General features: G+C 72.6%; 8 protein-coding genes. 4 read left to right on the forward strand and 4 right to left on the reverse strand.

Going from position 1 to position 13,156, the window contains the following annotated elements; translation table 11 throughout:
- Nucleotides 1–72: 72 nt before the first annotated feature.
- On the reverse strand, nt 73–621 hold the full coding sequence (locus AVL59_RS45755) for a MarR family winged helix-turn-helix transcriptional regulator (protein WP_067316244.1): 549 nt from the start codon (nt 619–621) through the stop codon (nt 73–75).
- Between the two features lie 110 nt (nt 622–731).
- Between AVL59_RS45755 and AVL59_RS45760 the strand changes: the two genes are divergently transcribed.
- Nucleotides 732–2,018: an MFS transporter gene (locus tag AVL59_RS45760; protein ID WP_237281826.1), complete on the forward strand. Its 1,287-nt coding sequence runs from the start codon at nt 732–734 to the stop codon at nt 2,016–2,018.
- Nucleotides 2,019–2,133: 115 nt separating this feature from the next.
- Here AVL59_RS45760 and AVL59_RS45765 read toward each other — a convergent pair whose 3' ends face one another.
- A complete protein-coding gene (locus AVL59_RS45765; RefSeq protein WP_067316247.1) occupies nt 2,134–3,792 on the reverse strand; it encodes an ATP-binding SpoIIE family protein phosphatase in 1,659 nt (552 codons plus the stop codon).
- A 130-nt stretch (nt 3,793–3,922) separates the two neighbouring features.
- A complete protein-coding gene (locus tag AVL59_RS45770; RefSeq protein ID WP_067316249.1) occupies nt 3,923–5,302 on the reverse strand; it encodes an NAD(P)/FAD-dependent oxidoreductase in 1,380 nt (459 codons plus the stop codon).
- Between the two features lie 375 nt (nt 5,303–5,677).
- Here AVL59_RS45770 and AVL59_RS45775 point away from each other — a divergent pair, with 375 nt between their 5' ends.
- Together AVL59_RS45775 and AVL59_RS45780 are read left to right on the forward strand one after the other, a co-directional pair.
- Nucleotides 5,678–6,517, forward strand: a complete 840-nt coding sequence (locus tag AVL59_RS45775; RefSeq protein WP_067316251.1) for a TetR/AcrR family transcriptional regulator — start codon at nt 5,678–5,680, stop codon at nt 6,515–6,517.
- A gap of 400 nt (nt 6,518–6,917) precedes the next feature.
- On the forward strand, nt 6,918–8,843 hold the full coding sequence (locus AVL59_RS45780) for a sigma-70 family RNA polymerase sigma factor (protein ID WP_079147308.1): 1,926 nt from the start codon (nt 6,918–6,920) through the stop codon (nt 8,841–8,843).
- A gap of 40 nt (nt 8,844–8,883) precedes the next feature.
- On the opposite strand, the gene AVL59_RS45785 is transcribed toward AVL59_RS45780, so the two are convergent.
- A complete protein-coding gene (locus tag AVL59_RS45785) occupies nt 8,884–10,959 on the reverse strand; it encodes an asparagine synthase-related protein (protein ID WP_067316254.1) in 2,076 nt (691 codons plus the stop codon).
- Between the two features lie 747 nt (nt 10,960–11,706).
- On the opposite strand from AVL59_RS45785, the gene AVL59_RS45790 reads away from it, so the two are divergent.
- Complete coding sequence (locus tag AVL59_RS45790; protein ID WP_067316256.1) at nt 11,707–13,134, forward strand: MFS transporter; 1,428 nt, start codon at nt 11,707–11,709, stop codon at nt 13,132–13,134.
- Nucleotides 13,135–13,156: the final 22 nt, after the last annotated feature.

Here is a 13,156-nt window from a genome sequence, read left to right on the forward strand (position 1 = left end):
GGCAACCCGGAGAACTTTACGGATCGGGCAGGGGCGTGTCAACCACCCTCTGTCAAGATCTTTTCCTGGGTCTCAGTCCAGGTCGCTGAGGCGGCCGCCGGCGTCCGGCTGGGCGTGTTCCACCCGGCGCAGGAGCCTGGTCAGGACCTCGCCGAGGACCGCGCGCTCCGCGGGAGTGAGGTCCTGGAGCAGATCCTCCTCGAAGACGGTGGCGAGGCGCATCGCCTCCAGCCACTTCTCGCGGCCCTCGGGAGTCAGCTCGACGATCACCCGGACGCGGTTGGACTCGTCGCGCTCCCGGGTGACGAGCCCCTCGGCGACCATGCGGTCGATCCTGTGGGTCATGGCGGCGGGGGTGAGACCGAGCTTCTTGGCGAGGTCGCTGGGGCCCAGGCGATAGGGGGCGCCGGCGAGGACCAGCGCCTTGAGGACCTCCCACTCGGCGTTGCTGATCCCGAGGCCTGAGGTCTGGCGGCCGTAGGCGACGTTCATACGGCGGTTCAGCCGCGACAGCGCCGAGACGATCTTCTCGACCTGGGGGTCGAGGTCCTGGAACTCGCGCTGGTAGGCGGCGATCTGTTCTTCGAGCGTCGGCTCCGTGACGCCGGGAGTGTCGGCCATGGCCGCAGTATCGCACGCATCGACTTTGCCTTGAAGTCCTTCGGTGTGTAGTCTTTAGCTTCGAACTTTAGCTTTGAAGTCTTCACTCCTAACTAGTGAGAGAGGTGAACGTGACCAGGGCGATGGGCGCAGCGATGCGCCGGATCCACGTGGGTAACGCACTCAGCGCTTTCGGGCTCGGCTTCACGGTCCCCTACCTGTACGTCTATGTGGCGCAGGTGCGGGGTCTGGGGGCCATGACGGCGGGGCTCGTGCTCGCCGTCTTCGCCGTGGCCGCGCTGATCGTGCTGCCGTTCGCCGGCCGGGCGATCGTGCGGCGCGGCCCCCTGCCGGTCCTGCTCGCCGCCCTGGTCACCGCCGCGCTCGGCGCGCTGAGCCTCGGACTCGCGGGCAATGCCACCGCCGTACTGCTGTCGGCCGCGGCGCTCGGGGCGGGGCAGGCCGTGATGCAGCCGGCACTGGCGACGATGATCGTGGACTGCTCGACGTCGGAGACGCGGTCGCGGGCGTTCGCGATGCAGTTCTTCCTGCAGAACCTGGGGCTCGGTGTCGGTGGCCTCATCGGCGGTCACCTCGTCGACACGACCCGGGTCTCCTCCTTCACTCTGCTGTTCGCGATCGAGGCGGCGATGTTCCTGCTGCTGGTCGTGGTGATGGCGACGGTGCGGATACCGCACGCGCCGCGGATCACGGACGCGCCGGCCGCTTCGGCGAAGGGCGGCTGGAAGCAGCTGCTCGGGAACCGGGCGATGGTGCAGCTGTGTGTGCTGGGCTTCGTGCTGTTCTTCGCCTGCTACGGGCAGTTCGAGTCGGGGCTGAGCGCCTACGGCGTGGAGGCGGCGGGGATATCCACCTCCGCGCTGGGCACGGCGCTGGCCGCGAACACCATGATGATCGTCGTCGCGCAGTTCGCCGTGCTGAAGTTCGTGGAGCGGCGTCGGCGGTCCCGGGTGATCGCCGGGGTCGGGCTGATCTGGGCTGTCGCGTGGCTCGCGGCGGGGTACGCGGGGCTGGGGCACGGTAGCCAGGAGATGGCGACGGCGGCGTTCGTGTCGACGTATGCGCTGTTCGGACTGGGTGAGGCGATGCTGTCGCCGACGGTTGCTCCGCTGGTGGCCGATCTGGCTCCCGAGGGGATGGCCGGGCAGTACAACTCTGCGTTTGCGCTGGTCAAGCAGTTGGCGTTGGCCGTCGGGCCGGCGGTGGGCGGGCCGCTCGGGGCTTCGCTGCACGCGCCGTACATCGTGACCTTCCTGCTGTTCTCGCTCGGGATCACTGTGCTGGCGTTGCGGCTGGGGCGCCGTCTCACCGCTGCGCAGGATCAGCCGTGGGCTGCCGCGAAGACCAGCCGTGTGGTGGCCCGGAGCGGGGCACCTGCGGAGCCCGTGAGCGCGTAGCCGTAGGGCACCCGGTGCTGTCGGGCGGGGGTGGGGCGCCCCTGAGGGGCGCCGGGAACCGTGCGCTCGGCCACGGCGCAGCCGCAGCCGGGGACGGCCCGCACACCCACGGCGCCTAGCCCTTCGGCAGCAGGAACTCGCACCACACCGCCTTCCCTCCGCCCGGTGTTCTCCGCGAGCCCCAGTTCGACGCGATGGTCGCCACGATGGCGATGCCCCTTCCCGACTCGTCGCCCGGTTCTGCGCGGCGGCGACGGGGAAGGTGGTCGTCGCCGTCGGTGACCTCGATGATCAGGCGGCGGTCGGTGCGGCGGAGTCGGAGCCGCATGGGTGGGGTGCCGTGCTGGAGGCTGTTGGCGACGAGTTCGCTGGTGGCCAGGACGCCCAGGTCGTGCAGGTCCGCCGGGAAGCGCCAGCTGGTCAGGACGCCGGAGGCGAACGCGCGGGCGCGGGGTGCCGCCTCCACGCCGCCGAGGAGTTCCAGGGCCGCGTTGCGGAAGAGGTCGCCCTCGGGGCCCGTACGGGCGGGGTGCTGGAGGACGAGGACGGCCACGTCGTCGTCGTGGTCGGCGGTGACGCCGGCCGAGCGGACCAGGCGGTCGCAGACGACCTGGGGGGTGCCGGTCGCGCCGGCCAGGGCGCGCTCCAAGGAGGCGATGCCCTCGTCCAGGTCCTCGTCGCGACGCTCGACCAGGCCGTCCGTGTACAGGACCGCCGTGGAGCCGGGGCCCAGCGGGATGGAGCCCGACGCGTGCATCCAGCCGCCGGTGCCCAGCGGCGGGCCGGTGGGCTCGTCGGCGCGCAGGACCGTGCCGTTCTCGTCGCGGACCAGGATCGGGAGATGGCCGGCGGAGGCGTACACCAGACGGCCCTCGTTCGGGTCGTGGACGGCGTACGCGCAGGTGGCGATCTGGTTGGCGTCGATCTCGGTGGCGAGGCCGTCGAGGAGTTGCAGGACCTCGTGCGGGGGCAGGTCGAGGCGGGCGTAGGCGCGGACGGCGGTGCGGAGCTGGCCCATGACGGCTGCCGCGCGGACGCCTCGGCCCATGACGTCACCGATGACCAGGGCCGTGCGGCCGCCGCCCAGGGTGATCACGTCGTACCAGTCACCGCCGACCGCGGCCTCCGTGCCGCCGGGCTGGTAGGTGGCGGCGATCCGCAGATCGTCCGGCTGTTCGAGCTCCTGGGGGAGCAGGGAGCGCTGGAGGGTGACGGCGGTCTCGCGCTGGCGGCGCTCGCTGGCCCGCAGGCGTTCGGCTGCCTCGGCGTGGTCGGTGACGTCGGTGGCGAAGACGAGGACCGCGCCGTCGCCGCCCGCGCGGTCGCCGTCCTCGGCGACCGGGGTGCAGGTGAAGGTGTAGGAGCGGCCGTCGACGGCCTTGCGGGACTTCAGCGTGCGGGGCTTGCCGCTGCGCAGCACCTGGTCGAGGAGGGGGAGGAGACCCAGTTCGGCGAGTTCCGGGAGGGCCTCGCGGGCCGGTGCGCCCGGGGTGCGGGTGCCGAAGGCCGCGGCGTAGGCGTCGTTGACGTAGGCGATGCGGTGGTCGGGGCCGTGGACGAGGGCGACGAGGGCCGGGACGCGGTCGAGGACGTCGCGCACGGGCAGTTCGTCGACGGCGGGCACGGGCGGCGGTGCCCCGTCGGCCGACTGTTCGGCGCGGGCCGCGGGTACGGAGCCTTCCCCCTTCCGGTCCGGGGAGACCGCGGTCTCGGTCCGCGCTGCGGCGCGGCGCTGCGTTCCGGGGAGCCGGGCGCTCCAGCGCGTGAAGTTCACAGTGGGGAAAGCCTCGTGGGTGCTGAGGGCGGGCGGGTGCCCGTCCGAGGACGTGGGGCAGTCTGGCAGGTGGCCGTCCGCGGCGATATCCGTCAGACGCCGGGGCGGGCCGTGGAGTTCCTGGGTCCGGTCAGGACGACCCCTTCGGGTCGTCCGAGGGGCTGTGAGGAGGCTTTCCACCGGCCGCGAGTTCGAACTCCGCACGAGGGTGTTCCAGCGAACCGAGCGAGACGATCTCCCGTTTGAAGAGACCGGCGAGGGTCCATTCCGCCAGCACGCGGGCCTTTCGGTTGAAGGTGGGCACCCTGCTGAGGTGGTACACGCGGTGCATGAACCAGGCAGGGTAGCCCTTCAGCTTGCGGCCGTAGACCTGGGCGACACCCTTGTGCAGGCCGAGAGAGGCGACCGAGCCGAGGTATTCGTGCGCGTACGTCTCCAAGGGCTCGTCCCGTAGCGCGTGGACGATGTTGTCGCCGAGGACCCTGGCCTGGCGGACCGCGTGCTGGGCGTTGGGGGCGGTCTCGGCGCCGGGGTCGGCGGCGGTGACGTCGGGGACGGCCGCGGCGTCGCCCGCGGCCCACGCGTGCGGGGCGCCGTCGACGGTCAGTTCGGCGGTGCACTTGAGGCGGCCGCGCGCCGTGAGGGGCAGGTCGGTGGCGGCGAGCAGGGGGTGGGGCTTGACGCCGGCCGTCCACACGAGCGTGCGGGTCGGGAAGCGCTGGCCGTCGCTGAGGACGGCGACCCGGTCCAGGCAGGAGTCCAGGCGGGTGTCCAGCAGGACCTGGATGTTGCGGCGGCGCAGCTGGGTGACGGTGTAGCGGCCCATCTCCTCGCCCACCTCGGGGAGGATGCGGTCGGAGGCCTCCACGAGGATCCACTTCATGTCCTCGGGAAGGACGTTGTGGTAGTAGCGCGCGGTGTACCGGGCCATGTCCTCCAGTTCGCCGAGCGCCTCGACTCCGGCGTAGCCGCCGCCGACGAAGACGAAGGTGAGGGCGGCGTCGCGGATCGCGGGGTCACGGGTGGAGGAGGCGATGTCCATCTGCTCGATGACGTGGTTGCGCAGGCCGATGGCCTCTTCGACGGTCTTGAAGCCGATGCCGTACTCGGCGAGGCCGGGGATGGGCAGTGTGCGGGAGATCGAGCCGGGGGCGAGGACGAGTTCGTCGTAGCCGAGGAGTTCGGCGGCCCTGCCCTCCTCCTCGGTGGCGAGGGTGGTGACGGCGGCGGTGCGCACCCCGTGGTCGATGGAGGTCACCTCGCCGACGACGACGTGGCACCGGTCCAGGACGCGGCGCAGCGGTACGACGACATGACGAGGGGAGATCGAACCGGCTGCCGCTTCGGGAAGGAACGGCTGGTAGGTCATGTACGGGTCGGGGGTGACGACGGTGATCTCGACCTCCCCCTGCCTGAGCTCCCGCTTCAGCCTCCGCTGAAGGCGCAGGGCCGTGTACATCCCGACGTAGCCACCACCGACAACGAGAATGCGCGCACGTTCCTTCACCATCCCATGACGCACCCGGCGCAGTTGTTTGTCCACAGCCCCGGCAATTTGTGTGACCGGCGAGCGGGTGTGCGCCGAGCCGGGCACGCCGCCTGACGGGACGAAAGCGGGCAGGTCAGCAGGGGCGGACGGGAGGGTGCGAAGGTATGGAATCCGGACATAAATGATCCGTACTCCGATCGAGGGGCGCTCTGTACGGAACCTGCCCCTTCTGAATTGACCCCCTCTCAACTATGTTCGTGTGTCGACGGGGTGTAGGGAATGTGGCCGATCGGGTCCGCGACGGGCGGTACCGATCGAGGACCGATGCCAGTTCCGAGCACTCCGGAATCAGTGGCGGGGAGTCTCCGGGGGGAGACGTCATTACCGGGGGAAAGCATGCATGTTCAGGACACGCATTGGTCATCGACAGCCGCTATCGCATCCGGTGGCGGGGCGGTGAGCGCGGCGGTGGACAACGGACGCGCGGACGTGGCGCGTACGACGCCGTTGCGCGTGGACGCACAGCGCAATCTGGAGCACGTGCTGCGTGCGGCGCGTGAGGTGTTCGGCGAGCTGGGGTACGGCGCGCCGATGGAGGATGTGGCGCGACGGGCGCGGGTCGGCGTCGGCACGGTGTACCGGCGCTTTCCGAGCAAGGATGTGCTGGTCCGGCGGATAGCCGAGGAGGAGACCGCGCGGCTGACCGAGCAGGCGCGGACCGCGCTCGGGCAGGAGGACGAGCCGTGGTCGGCGCTGTCGCGCTTCCTGCGGACGTCCGTGGCGTCGGGGGCGGGGCGGTTGCTGCCGCCGCAGGTGCTGCGGGTCGGGGTCACCGAGGAGGGTTCCTCGGAAGAGGGCTCCGCCGGGTCGGGTGAGGGGGCTCGGGTGCCGCAGCAGAGGGCTCAGCCGGCGGCTGGGGCCGGGGAGCTGCGGTTGGTGCCGGAGTCGTCCGCGGGTGTTTCCTCGGCCGCCGCTGTGTCTTCGGCTTCGGTTGCGGCTTCGGCCGTGGTCGGGGGCGGGGAGGACCCTGGGGTCGCCGCGCTGCTCGACGTGGTGGGGCAGTTGGTGGAGCGGGCGCGGGCGGCGGGGGAGCTGCGGGCGGATGTGTCCGTGGCGGATGTGCTGCTCGTGATCGCTACGGCGGCGCCGTCTCTGCCGGATGCGGTGCAGCAGGCCGCGGCTTCTGCTCGGCTGCTGGACATTCTGCTGGACGGGCTTCGCTCCCGGCCGGCGTGAGCCGGTCGCCCGCCGCCTCGGCCACGCCTTCGGCAGCGGTGTGTTTCCCACCCGCACCACCCGTGCAGCGTTCACGGTCGGGTGCGGGTGGCCCCCCGCGGGGGTATCGGGATGTGCCGACCGGCTTGCGGGGCCCGGAAGGCGTCCACCGGCTTGCAGGGGCGAGAGGTGTCGGGCGGCTGGGAGAGCCGGGGGCAGTCGTCTCGTGCGGGTGTGTGTCATCCGGTGGCTGGGGTTCCGGCGGGCGAGGCGGGGCTTGTTCGGGTGATGTTCGGTTTCGGCCGGTGACGAGAGCGCTCGGATGAGTGGATGGGTGCGAGGACCGTCGTTGAACGAAAGACGATGTGGCACCCTGAGCCGGTGACGGGTTGGGCTGGGCCGGCGTCGGGGGCTTCGCGCGATGGGCGTTGACGGATGGGACGAGTCGCGCGATGACGGTGGCGCGGAGCCCGGCGAGCTGACCTCGCCGCAGGTGCCGAGTCAGGGCGGACGGGCCGCGGTGCCCCCGGCGAGCGGGCCGGTCGACGCGAGTGTCCCTGCCCAGCGTGGTGGCGGGTCGGTGCCGCCGCCCAAGAAGGTGCCTCCCGCCGACGGTGAGTTGATCGAGCGGATGCGGACGGGAGACGACTCCGCCTACGAGGAGCTGTACCGGCGCCACGCGGATTCCGTGCGGCGGTACGCGCGCACCTGCTGCCGTGACGGATACACCGCGGACGACCTCACCGCCGAGGTCTTCGCCCGCATGCTGCAGGCGGTGCGCGGCGGGTCGGGTCCCGAGTACGCCGTACGCGCCTATCTGCTCACCTCGGTGCGGCGCGTCGCCGCGCACTGGACCAGGTCCGCCCGGCGCGAGCAGCTCGTGGACGACTTCGCGGTCTTCGCCCAGCAGGCCTCGCGCGGGTCCGGGGTGTCCGACGACGACACGCTGGACCAGGGCGCCGATGTCCGTGCCCTGCACGAGGCCGAGCAGTCCATGGCCATGCGGGCCTTCCGCTCGCTGCCCGAGCGCTGGCAGGCCGTGCTGTGGCACACCGAGGTGGAGGACGAGTCGCCGAGCGAGGTGGCCGTCCTGTTCGGGCTGGACGCCAACGGCACCCGGGTGCTGGCGAGCCGCGCCCGTGAAGGCTTGAAGCAGGCCTATCTGCAGGCTCACGTCAGCGCCTCCCTCTCCGGCGACGAGGAGTGCGCCCGTTACGCCGACCAGCTCGGCACCTACGCCCGCCGCAAGCTGCGCATCCGCGCCGAACGAGGGCTGCGCAAGCACCTGGACGAGTGCGCCAGGTGCCGGCTGGCGGCCGCGCAGATCGAGGAGGTCGCGAGCGGCATCCCCGCGGTCGTGCCGGTCGCGGTCCTCGGCTGGTTCGGGGCGGCCGGGTACGCGAAGGCGCTCGGCATCGTCGCGGGCGGTGCCGGGGCGGGCGCCGCCGGAGCCGCCGCCGCGGCCGGTGGCTCCTCCTCCGGTTCGGGTGCCGGAGCCGGCGCGGCGGCCTCGGAGGGGTTCGGGGCTCCGGTGAAGGCCGGTATCGCCGCCGGTGTGGTCGCGGTGGCCGCCACCACGGTGGCCCTGGCGCTGATGAACCACAGCCACCCGGCCAAGGAGGTGGCCGAGCCGGCGCCGTCCGTTCCGGCCGTCCAGCCGCCCCGGACGCCCTCGCCCGCCCCCAAGCCCCCGAAGAAGAAACCTTCGCCGGTGCCGGCGGTGCCGGCTCCCGGACCGAACCCGACGCCGACGCCGACGCCGACGCCGACGCCCACCTCCGCGCCCGTGCCCGCCCCCAAGCACGCTCCGGGCCAGACCCCGACCCCGACACCCACTCCGAAGCCGACGCCGACGCCTACGCCCACTCCGGCCCCGACGCCCACACCCACCCCGACTCCGCCGCCGGCTCCCGTCGTCTACGAGTGGAGCGACCTGCGCTACGACATCGGCGGCGACGGCACACGGCCCGAGATGCGGCTGAGCGAGAGCAGTTGGGTGTGGCGGCGCTACGGCATGTCGATCGGCGGCAAGTGGTACACGCCCGGTGTCACCGTCCACGGCGATTCCTCCGTCACCATCGACCTCAACCGCCGGTGCACCGCCTACGACGCCCTGGCCGGCGTGGACGACCTGACCCTCGGGCTCGGCAAGGTCTCCTTCTCCGTCTACGCCGACGGGGCCCGGCTGTGGCGGTCCGGAACCGTCGCGGGCGGGGGCCCGGCCGTGCCCGTCCATGTGGACCTGACCGGACGCAAGACCGTACGGCTCGTCGTGGAACCGCGCAGCAAGGTCTTCGACCAGGTGGCGCTGGCGGACTGGGCCGAGTCCAGGTTCACCTGCCGTTAGATGGATGGACCGGGCGCCGCGCGTCAGGGCCCCGCGGCCGTCAGGCTCCGGAGGCCAGGGCGTCCCTTCGCGGCTGGATTCCGGAGGGGACCGCGCGGGCGCGGGCCGGGGTTCCGGTCCAGCAGGTGCCCCGGCGGGACAGGAGGCGGCGGAGCCAGACCTCGAGGGAGATCAGGTCGGCGAGACCGTCGAGGGGAAGAGGTTCGCCGGCCGCCGCGGCACGGATCGCCTTGCGGATCACCCGGGCCTCCACCAGGCCCGCCTCCGCCAGCAGGGGCGTGGCGAAGAGGTCCATCAGATCGGCGGCCGCCACACGCAGCCCCGCGCGCGTGGCCGCCGCCGAGGACGCGTGGGAGGGTGCGCCCCAGCCGGGCGGGAGGTCGGTGACGCCGGCGCCCTCCAGGACCGTACGCAGGACGGCGGAGCGGGCGCCCGGCTGGACCCGCAGGGCCTCGGGGAGGGCGCGGCAGGCGCGGACGACCTGGTTGTCGAGGAAGGGTGCGTGCAGGCGCTGGGAGCGGATCTCGGCGGCCTGCTCCAGAACGCGCAGATCGGCGGCGGAGCGGGCGAGGACGGCACGCGCGCGGTATTCACCGGGTCGCTGGCCGGAGCCTCCCGCCGAGCGGTCCGCCTCACTCTGCAGCAGAACCGATACTTCAGCCAGTGCCTCCCCGGTCAGCCAACGCGCCGCCGGCCCGGGTCTCGCCCAGGTCAGCGCGGCGAGCGAGGCGCCGACCGCCCCCTTGGGATCGTCGAAGCGGCGCCGCATCAGGCGCTCGGCGAGCAGCTCCAGGCCCGCCCGGTACGGTGTGCGCGCCAGCCGCCGCGCCGCGCTGTACACGCGCGCGGGGACCATCACCGAGCCGTCGGCCCGTGCGAGGGCCGCGACCGGCCGGACCAGGTGGCGCCGCTTGCGGTCCATCAGGAGGTCCGCGAGGCGGGCGGGATGGGCGTCCAGGACCTGTCGGGCGCCATGGCCGGTGAAGTGGTCGGCGCTGCCGCCGGCGAGCCGGGCACGGTGGCGGGCCGCCGTGACGAGCGAGGGGCCCGGCTCGTCGGTGAGGGGCCCGTCGAGGTCGGCGAACGGCAGGGTCTCCTCGCCCCCGGTCACCACCACGTGGTGCAGGCGCGGGTTGGCCGCGAGCGTTCCGGCACGCTCCACCTCGGCCTCGCGGCCGCTGACGGCCAGGTCGTTGAAGGTGACGGCCAGCAGCCGCTCCCCCGCGCCGGTGCCGTGGCCGAGCAGCGTTCCGGGTCTGCCCGGCAGCCCGGCGGCCAGCAGCGCCAGCGTGCCGGAGGCGGGTCCGCCGGACAGGTCGGCGCCGATCCCCGGCACCGGCATCCCGCGCGCGGCCCGCCGCTCGGCGGGGCCCATGCCGGGCACAGGGCCGGGGTCGAGGTCGGGCACGTGCCGGGGCGCCGACAGACGCGCGCGTACGGCCTCCACGAGGGCGTCCCGTACGGCGTCCACCGCGCGGTCGGGATCGGCCGGTGCCGCTGCCACGGCGAGGGAGGCGACGGGCTCGTAACCGGCGATCTCGCGCACTCCGGCGCGCAGCACGAGCGCGTGTCCCGGCGGAATGCGCCGCACACCGTCGTACGGGGTGGTGTCGCGCAGCGCGGCCGGCACCTCGGGGGCGGCGAGCAGGGCCGCGAGATGCGCAAAGTCGAGGTTGGCCTCGACGAGGTCCGCGAGCGGCAGCGCGGCCGTGGCGTAGGCCGTGCCGCCGGCCCAGGGGGTGTGGAACACGGGGCGGGCGCCCGCCAGATCGCCGCAGACGGTGACGCGGCGGCCCACCTGGACGACGGCCGTGTAACTGCCGGGCCAGGTCGTCAGATGGCGCAGTGCGCCCCCGCGCGCGGTGAACAGACCGCGCCGCAGCTCCTCGTCGGAGGCGCCGCAGGTGCCGAGGACGGCGATCCGGTTCTGCGCGTCGGCCTTCACCACGCGCACCTCGTCCGGGCGCCAGTCGCCGACCGCCCACAGGGGATCGGGATCGCCCCACAGGAGCTGCGAGCCGACCGGGTGCAGGGTCTCGCCGTCGTATCCGGTGGCACCCGCGGAGCCGATCGCGGCGCCCGCGGCGGTGCTGCTCCAACCCACCAACCACCGCATCGACGCCTCCACAGGCTGTGGACAACCAGAGCACCGCACGAACCGGCTCCCCATGCTGCCATGAAGAACGCGCCGTGGAGGGGCGGTGACGCGGCCTTCGATCGGAGGAAGGCCGCGGGAACCGTGCGGGAGGCCGACGCGAGAAGGCCCGGTGAACCCCCGTACGGCTCAAGGCGGGTGCGGGACGGGCGGGCGCGGGCCCGGTGAGCGGTTCGACTCGAATGCGCCCCCGATGCGCTCCCCCAAGACGCCCTTCGCGCCCTCAACTTCCGTGGTGGGAGCGGAAATCACCCGTAGAAGACGGGGTCGGTTTTCGGCCAATTCGAAGACGGCCGCCTGAAAATGAGCACGCTCCGTACAGGCCTGCGAAGCTCCGGAAGGCTCCGGCACGCGCACAGTCCGGGAGGCGGGCATCGCCTCCCGGACCGGTCCGCCACCCGCGGGGATGAAGGTGGCGGTGTCCCCCAGCCCACTGGATCCAGTACAGCGGGCCGACCCACGCAGGAGCCATGGAACCGCTCCCCCGGTGGCCGGAGAAGAGCGCACGGACGGGCGCACGGCCACACGGCCAGGGGCACGCCGCGACAGCGTGTGCACGGTGCGTACAGGGCCGTACTCCCGTACGGACCACAATCCCGCCATCCGGAACAATGCCCCTTAACGCTTGGGATGCGGCGAACTACGCTGGGTTTACGAATGCCGCACGGTTATGCCAGCGCGGCAGCCGTCTGTGTCGAGGGGTGACGCATGTCCAGGGAGCAACGCGGGCCGAACGAAAAGCTCGGCGCCGTTCTCGCCCTCGCGGGAATCAGCAACGCGGGACTCGCGCGACGCGTCAACGACCTTGGCGCGCAACGCGGGTTGACACTTCGCTACGACAAGACCTCGGTGGCGCGCTGGGTGTCGAAGGGGATGGTGCCGCAGGGAGCGGCGCCGCACCTCATCGCGGCCGCCATCGGCCAGAAGCTCGGCCGCCCGGTGCCGCTCCACGAGATCGGCCTGGCGGACGCGGATCCCGCCCCCGAAGTGGGCCTCGCCTTCCCCAGAGACGTGGGCCAGGCGGTGAAATCGGCCACCGAGCTGTACCGGCTCGACCTCGCGGGGCGCCGGGCCGGCTCCGGCGGCATCTGGCAGTCGCTCGCCGGGTCGTTCGCAGTGAGCGCATACGCAACGCCCGCCTCGCGATGGCTGATAACCCCCGCCGACAGCTCGGTCGCGCGGGAGGCGAACTCTGCCGAGGGCTCCGGCGCACCGATCAAAGTCGGCCACAGCGATGTACAGAAGCTGCGGGAAGCCGCCGAGGACGCCAGGCGCTGGGACTCCAAATACGGAGGCGGCGACTGGCGTTCGTCCATGGTGCCGGAGTGCCTGCGGGTGGAGGCGGCGCCGCTGCTGCTCGGCTCGTACTCCGACGAGGTCGGCCGCGCCCTGTTCGGGGCCTCCGCGGAACTCACCCGGCTGGCCGGCTGGATGGCCTTCGACACCGGCCAGCAGGAGGCGGCGCAGCGGTACTACATCCAGGCGCTGCGGCTCGCGCGCGCGGCCGCCGACGTCCCTCTCGGGGGGTACGTACTGGCCTCCATGTCGCTGCAGGCGACGTACCGGGGCTTCGGCGACGAGGGTGTGGATCTCGCTCAGGCCGCACTGGAGCGCAACCGGGGACTGGCGACCGCGCGCACCATGAGTTTCTTCCGTCTGATCGAGGCGCGAGCGCACGCGCGCGCGGGTGACGCGCAGGCCGCCGGCACGGCGCTGAAGGCGGCCGAGGGCTGGCTCGAACGGTCCAGGGAAGGTGACAACGACCCCTCTTGGCTTGGTTTTTATGGATACGACCGGTTTGCCGCCGATGCGGCGGAGTGCTACCGCGATCTGAAGGCGCCGCGGCAGGTGCGGCGGTTCACCGAGCAGGCGTTGTCGCAGCCGACGGAGGAGTTTGTGCGCTCGCACGGGCTGCGGCTGGTGGTTTCGGCCGTCGCCGAGCTGGAGTCGGGGAATCTTGACGCGGCCTGTGAGCAGGGAGTGCGGGCCGTGGAGGTGGCCGGTCGGATCTCCTCCGCTCGGACCACGGAGTATGTGAAGGATCTACTGCATCGGTTGGAGCCGTATGGGGATGAGCCGAGGGTGGTCGAGTTGCGGGAGCGGGCCCGGCCTCTTTTGATGATGACTCCGGCGTAGGCGCTCCGCCGCGGGCCGGGTG

This window comes from Streptomyces griseochromogenes (genome assembly GCF_001542625.1).
Classification (GTDB): domain Bacteria; phylum Actinomycetota; class Actinomycetes; order Streptomycetales; family Streptomycetaceae; genus Streptomyces; species Streptomyces griseochromogenes.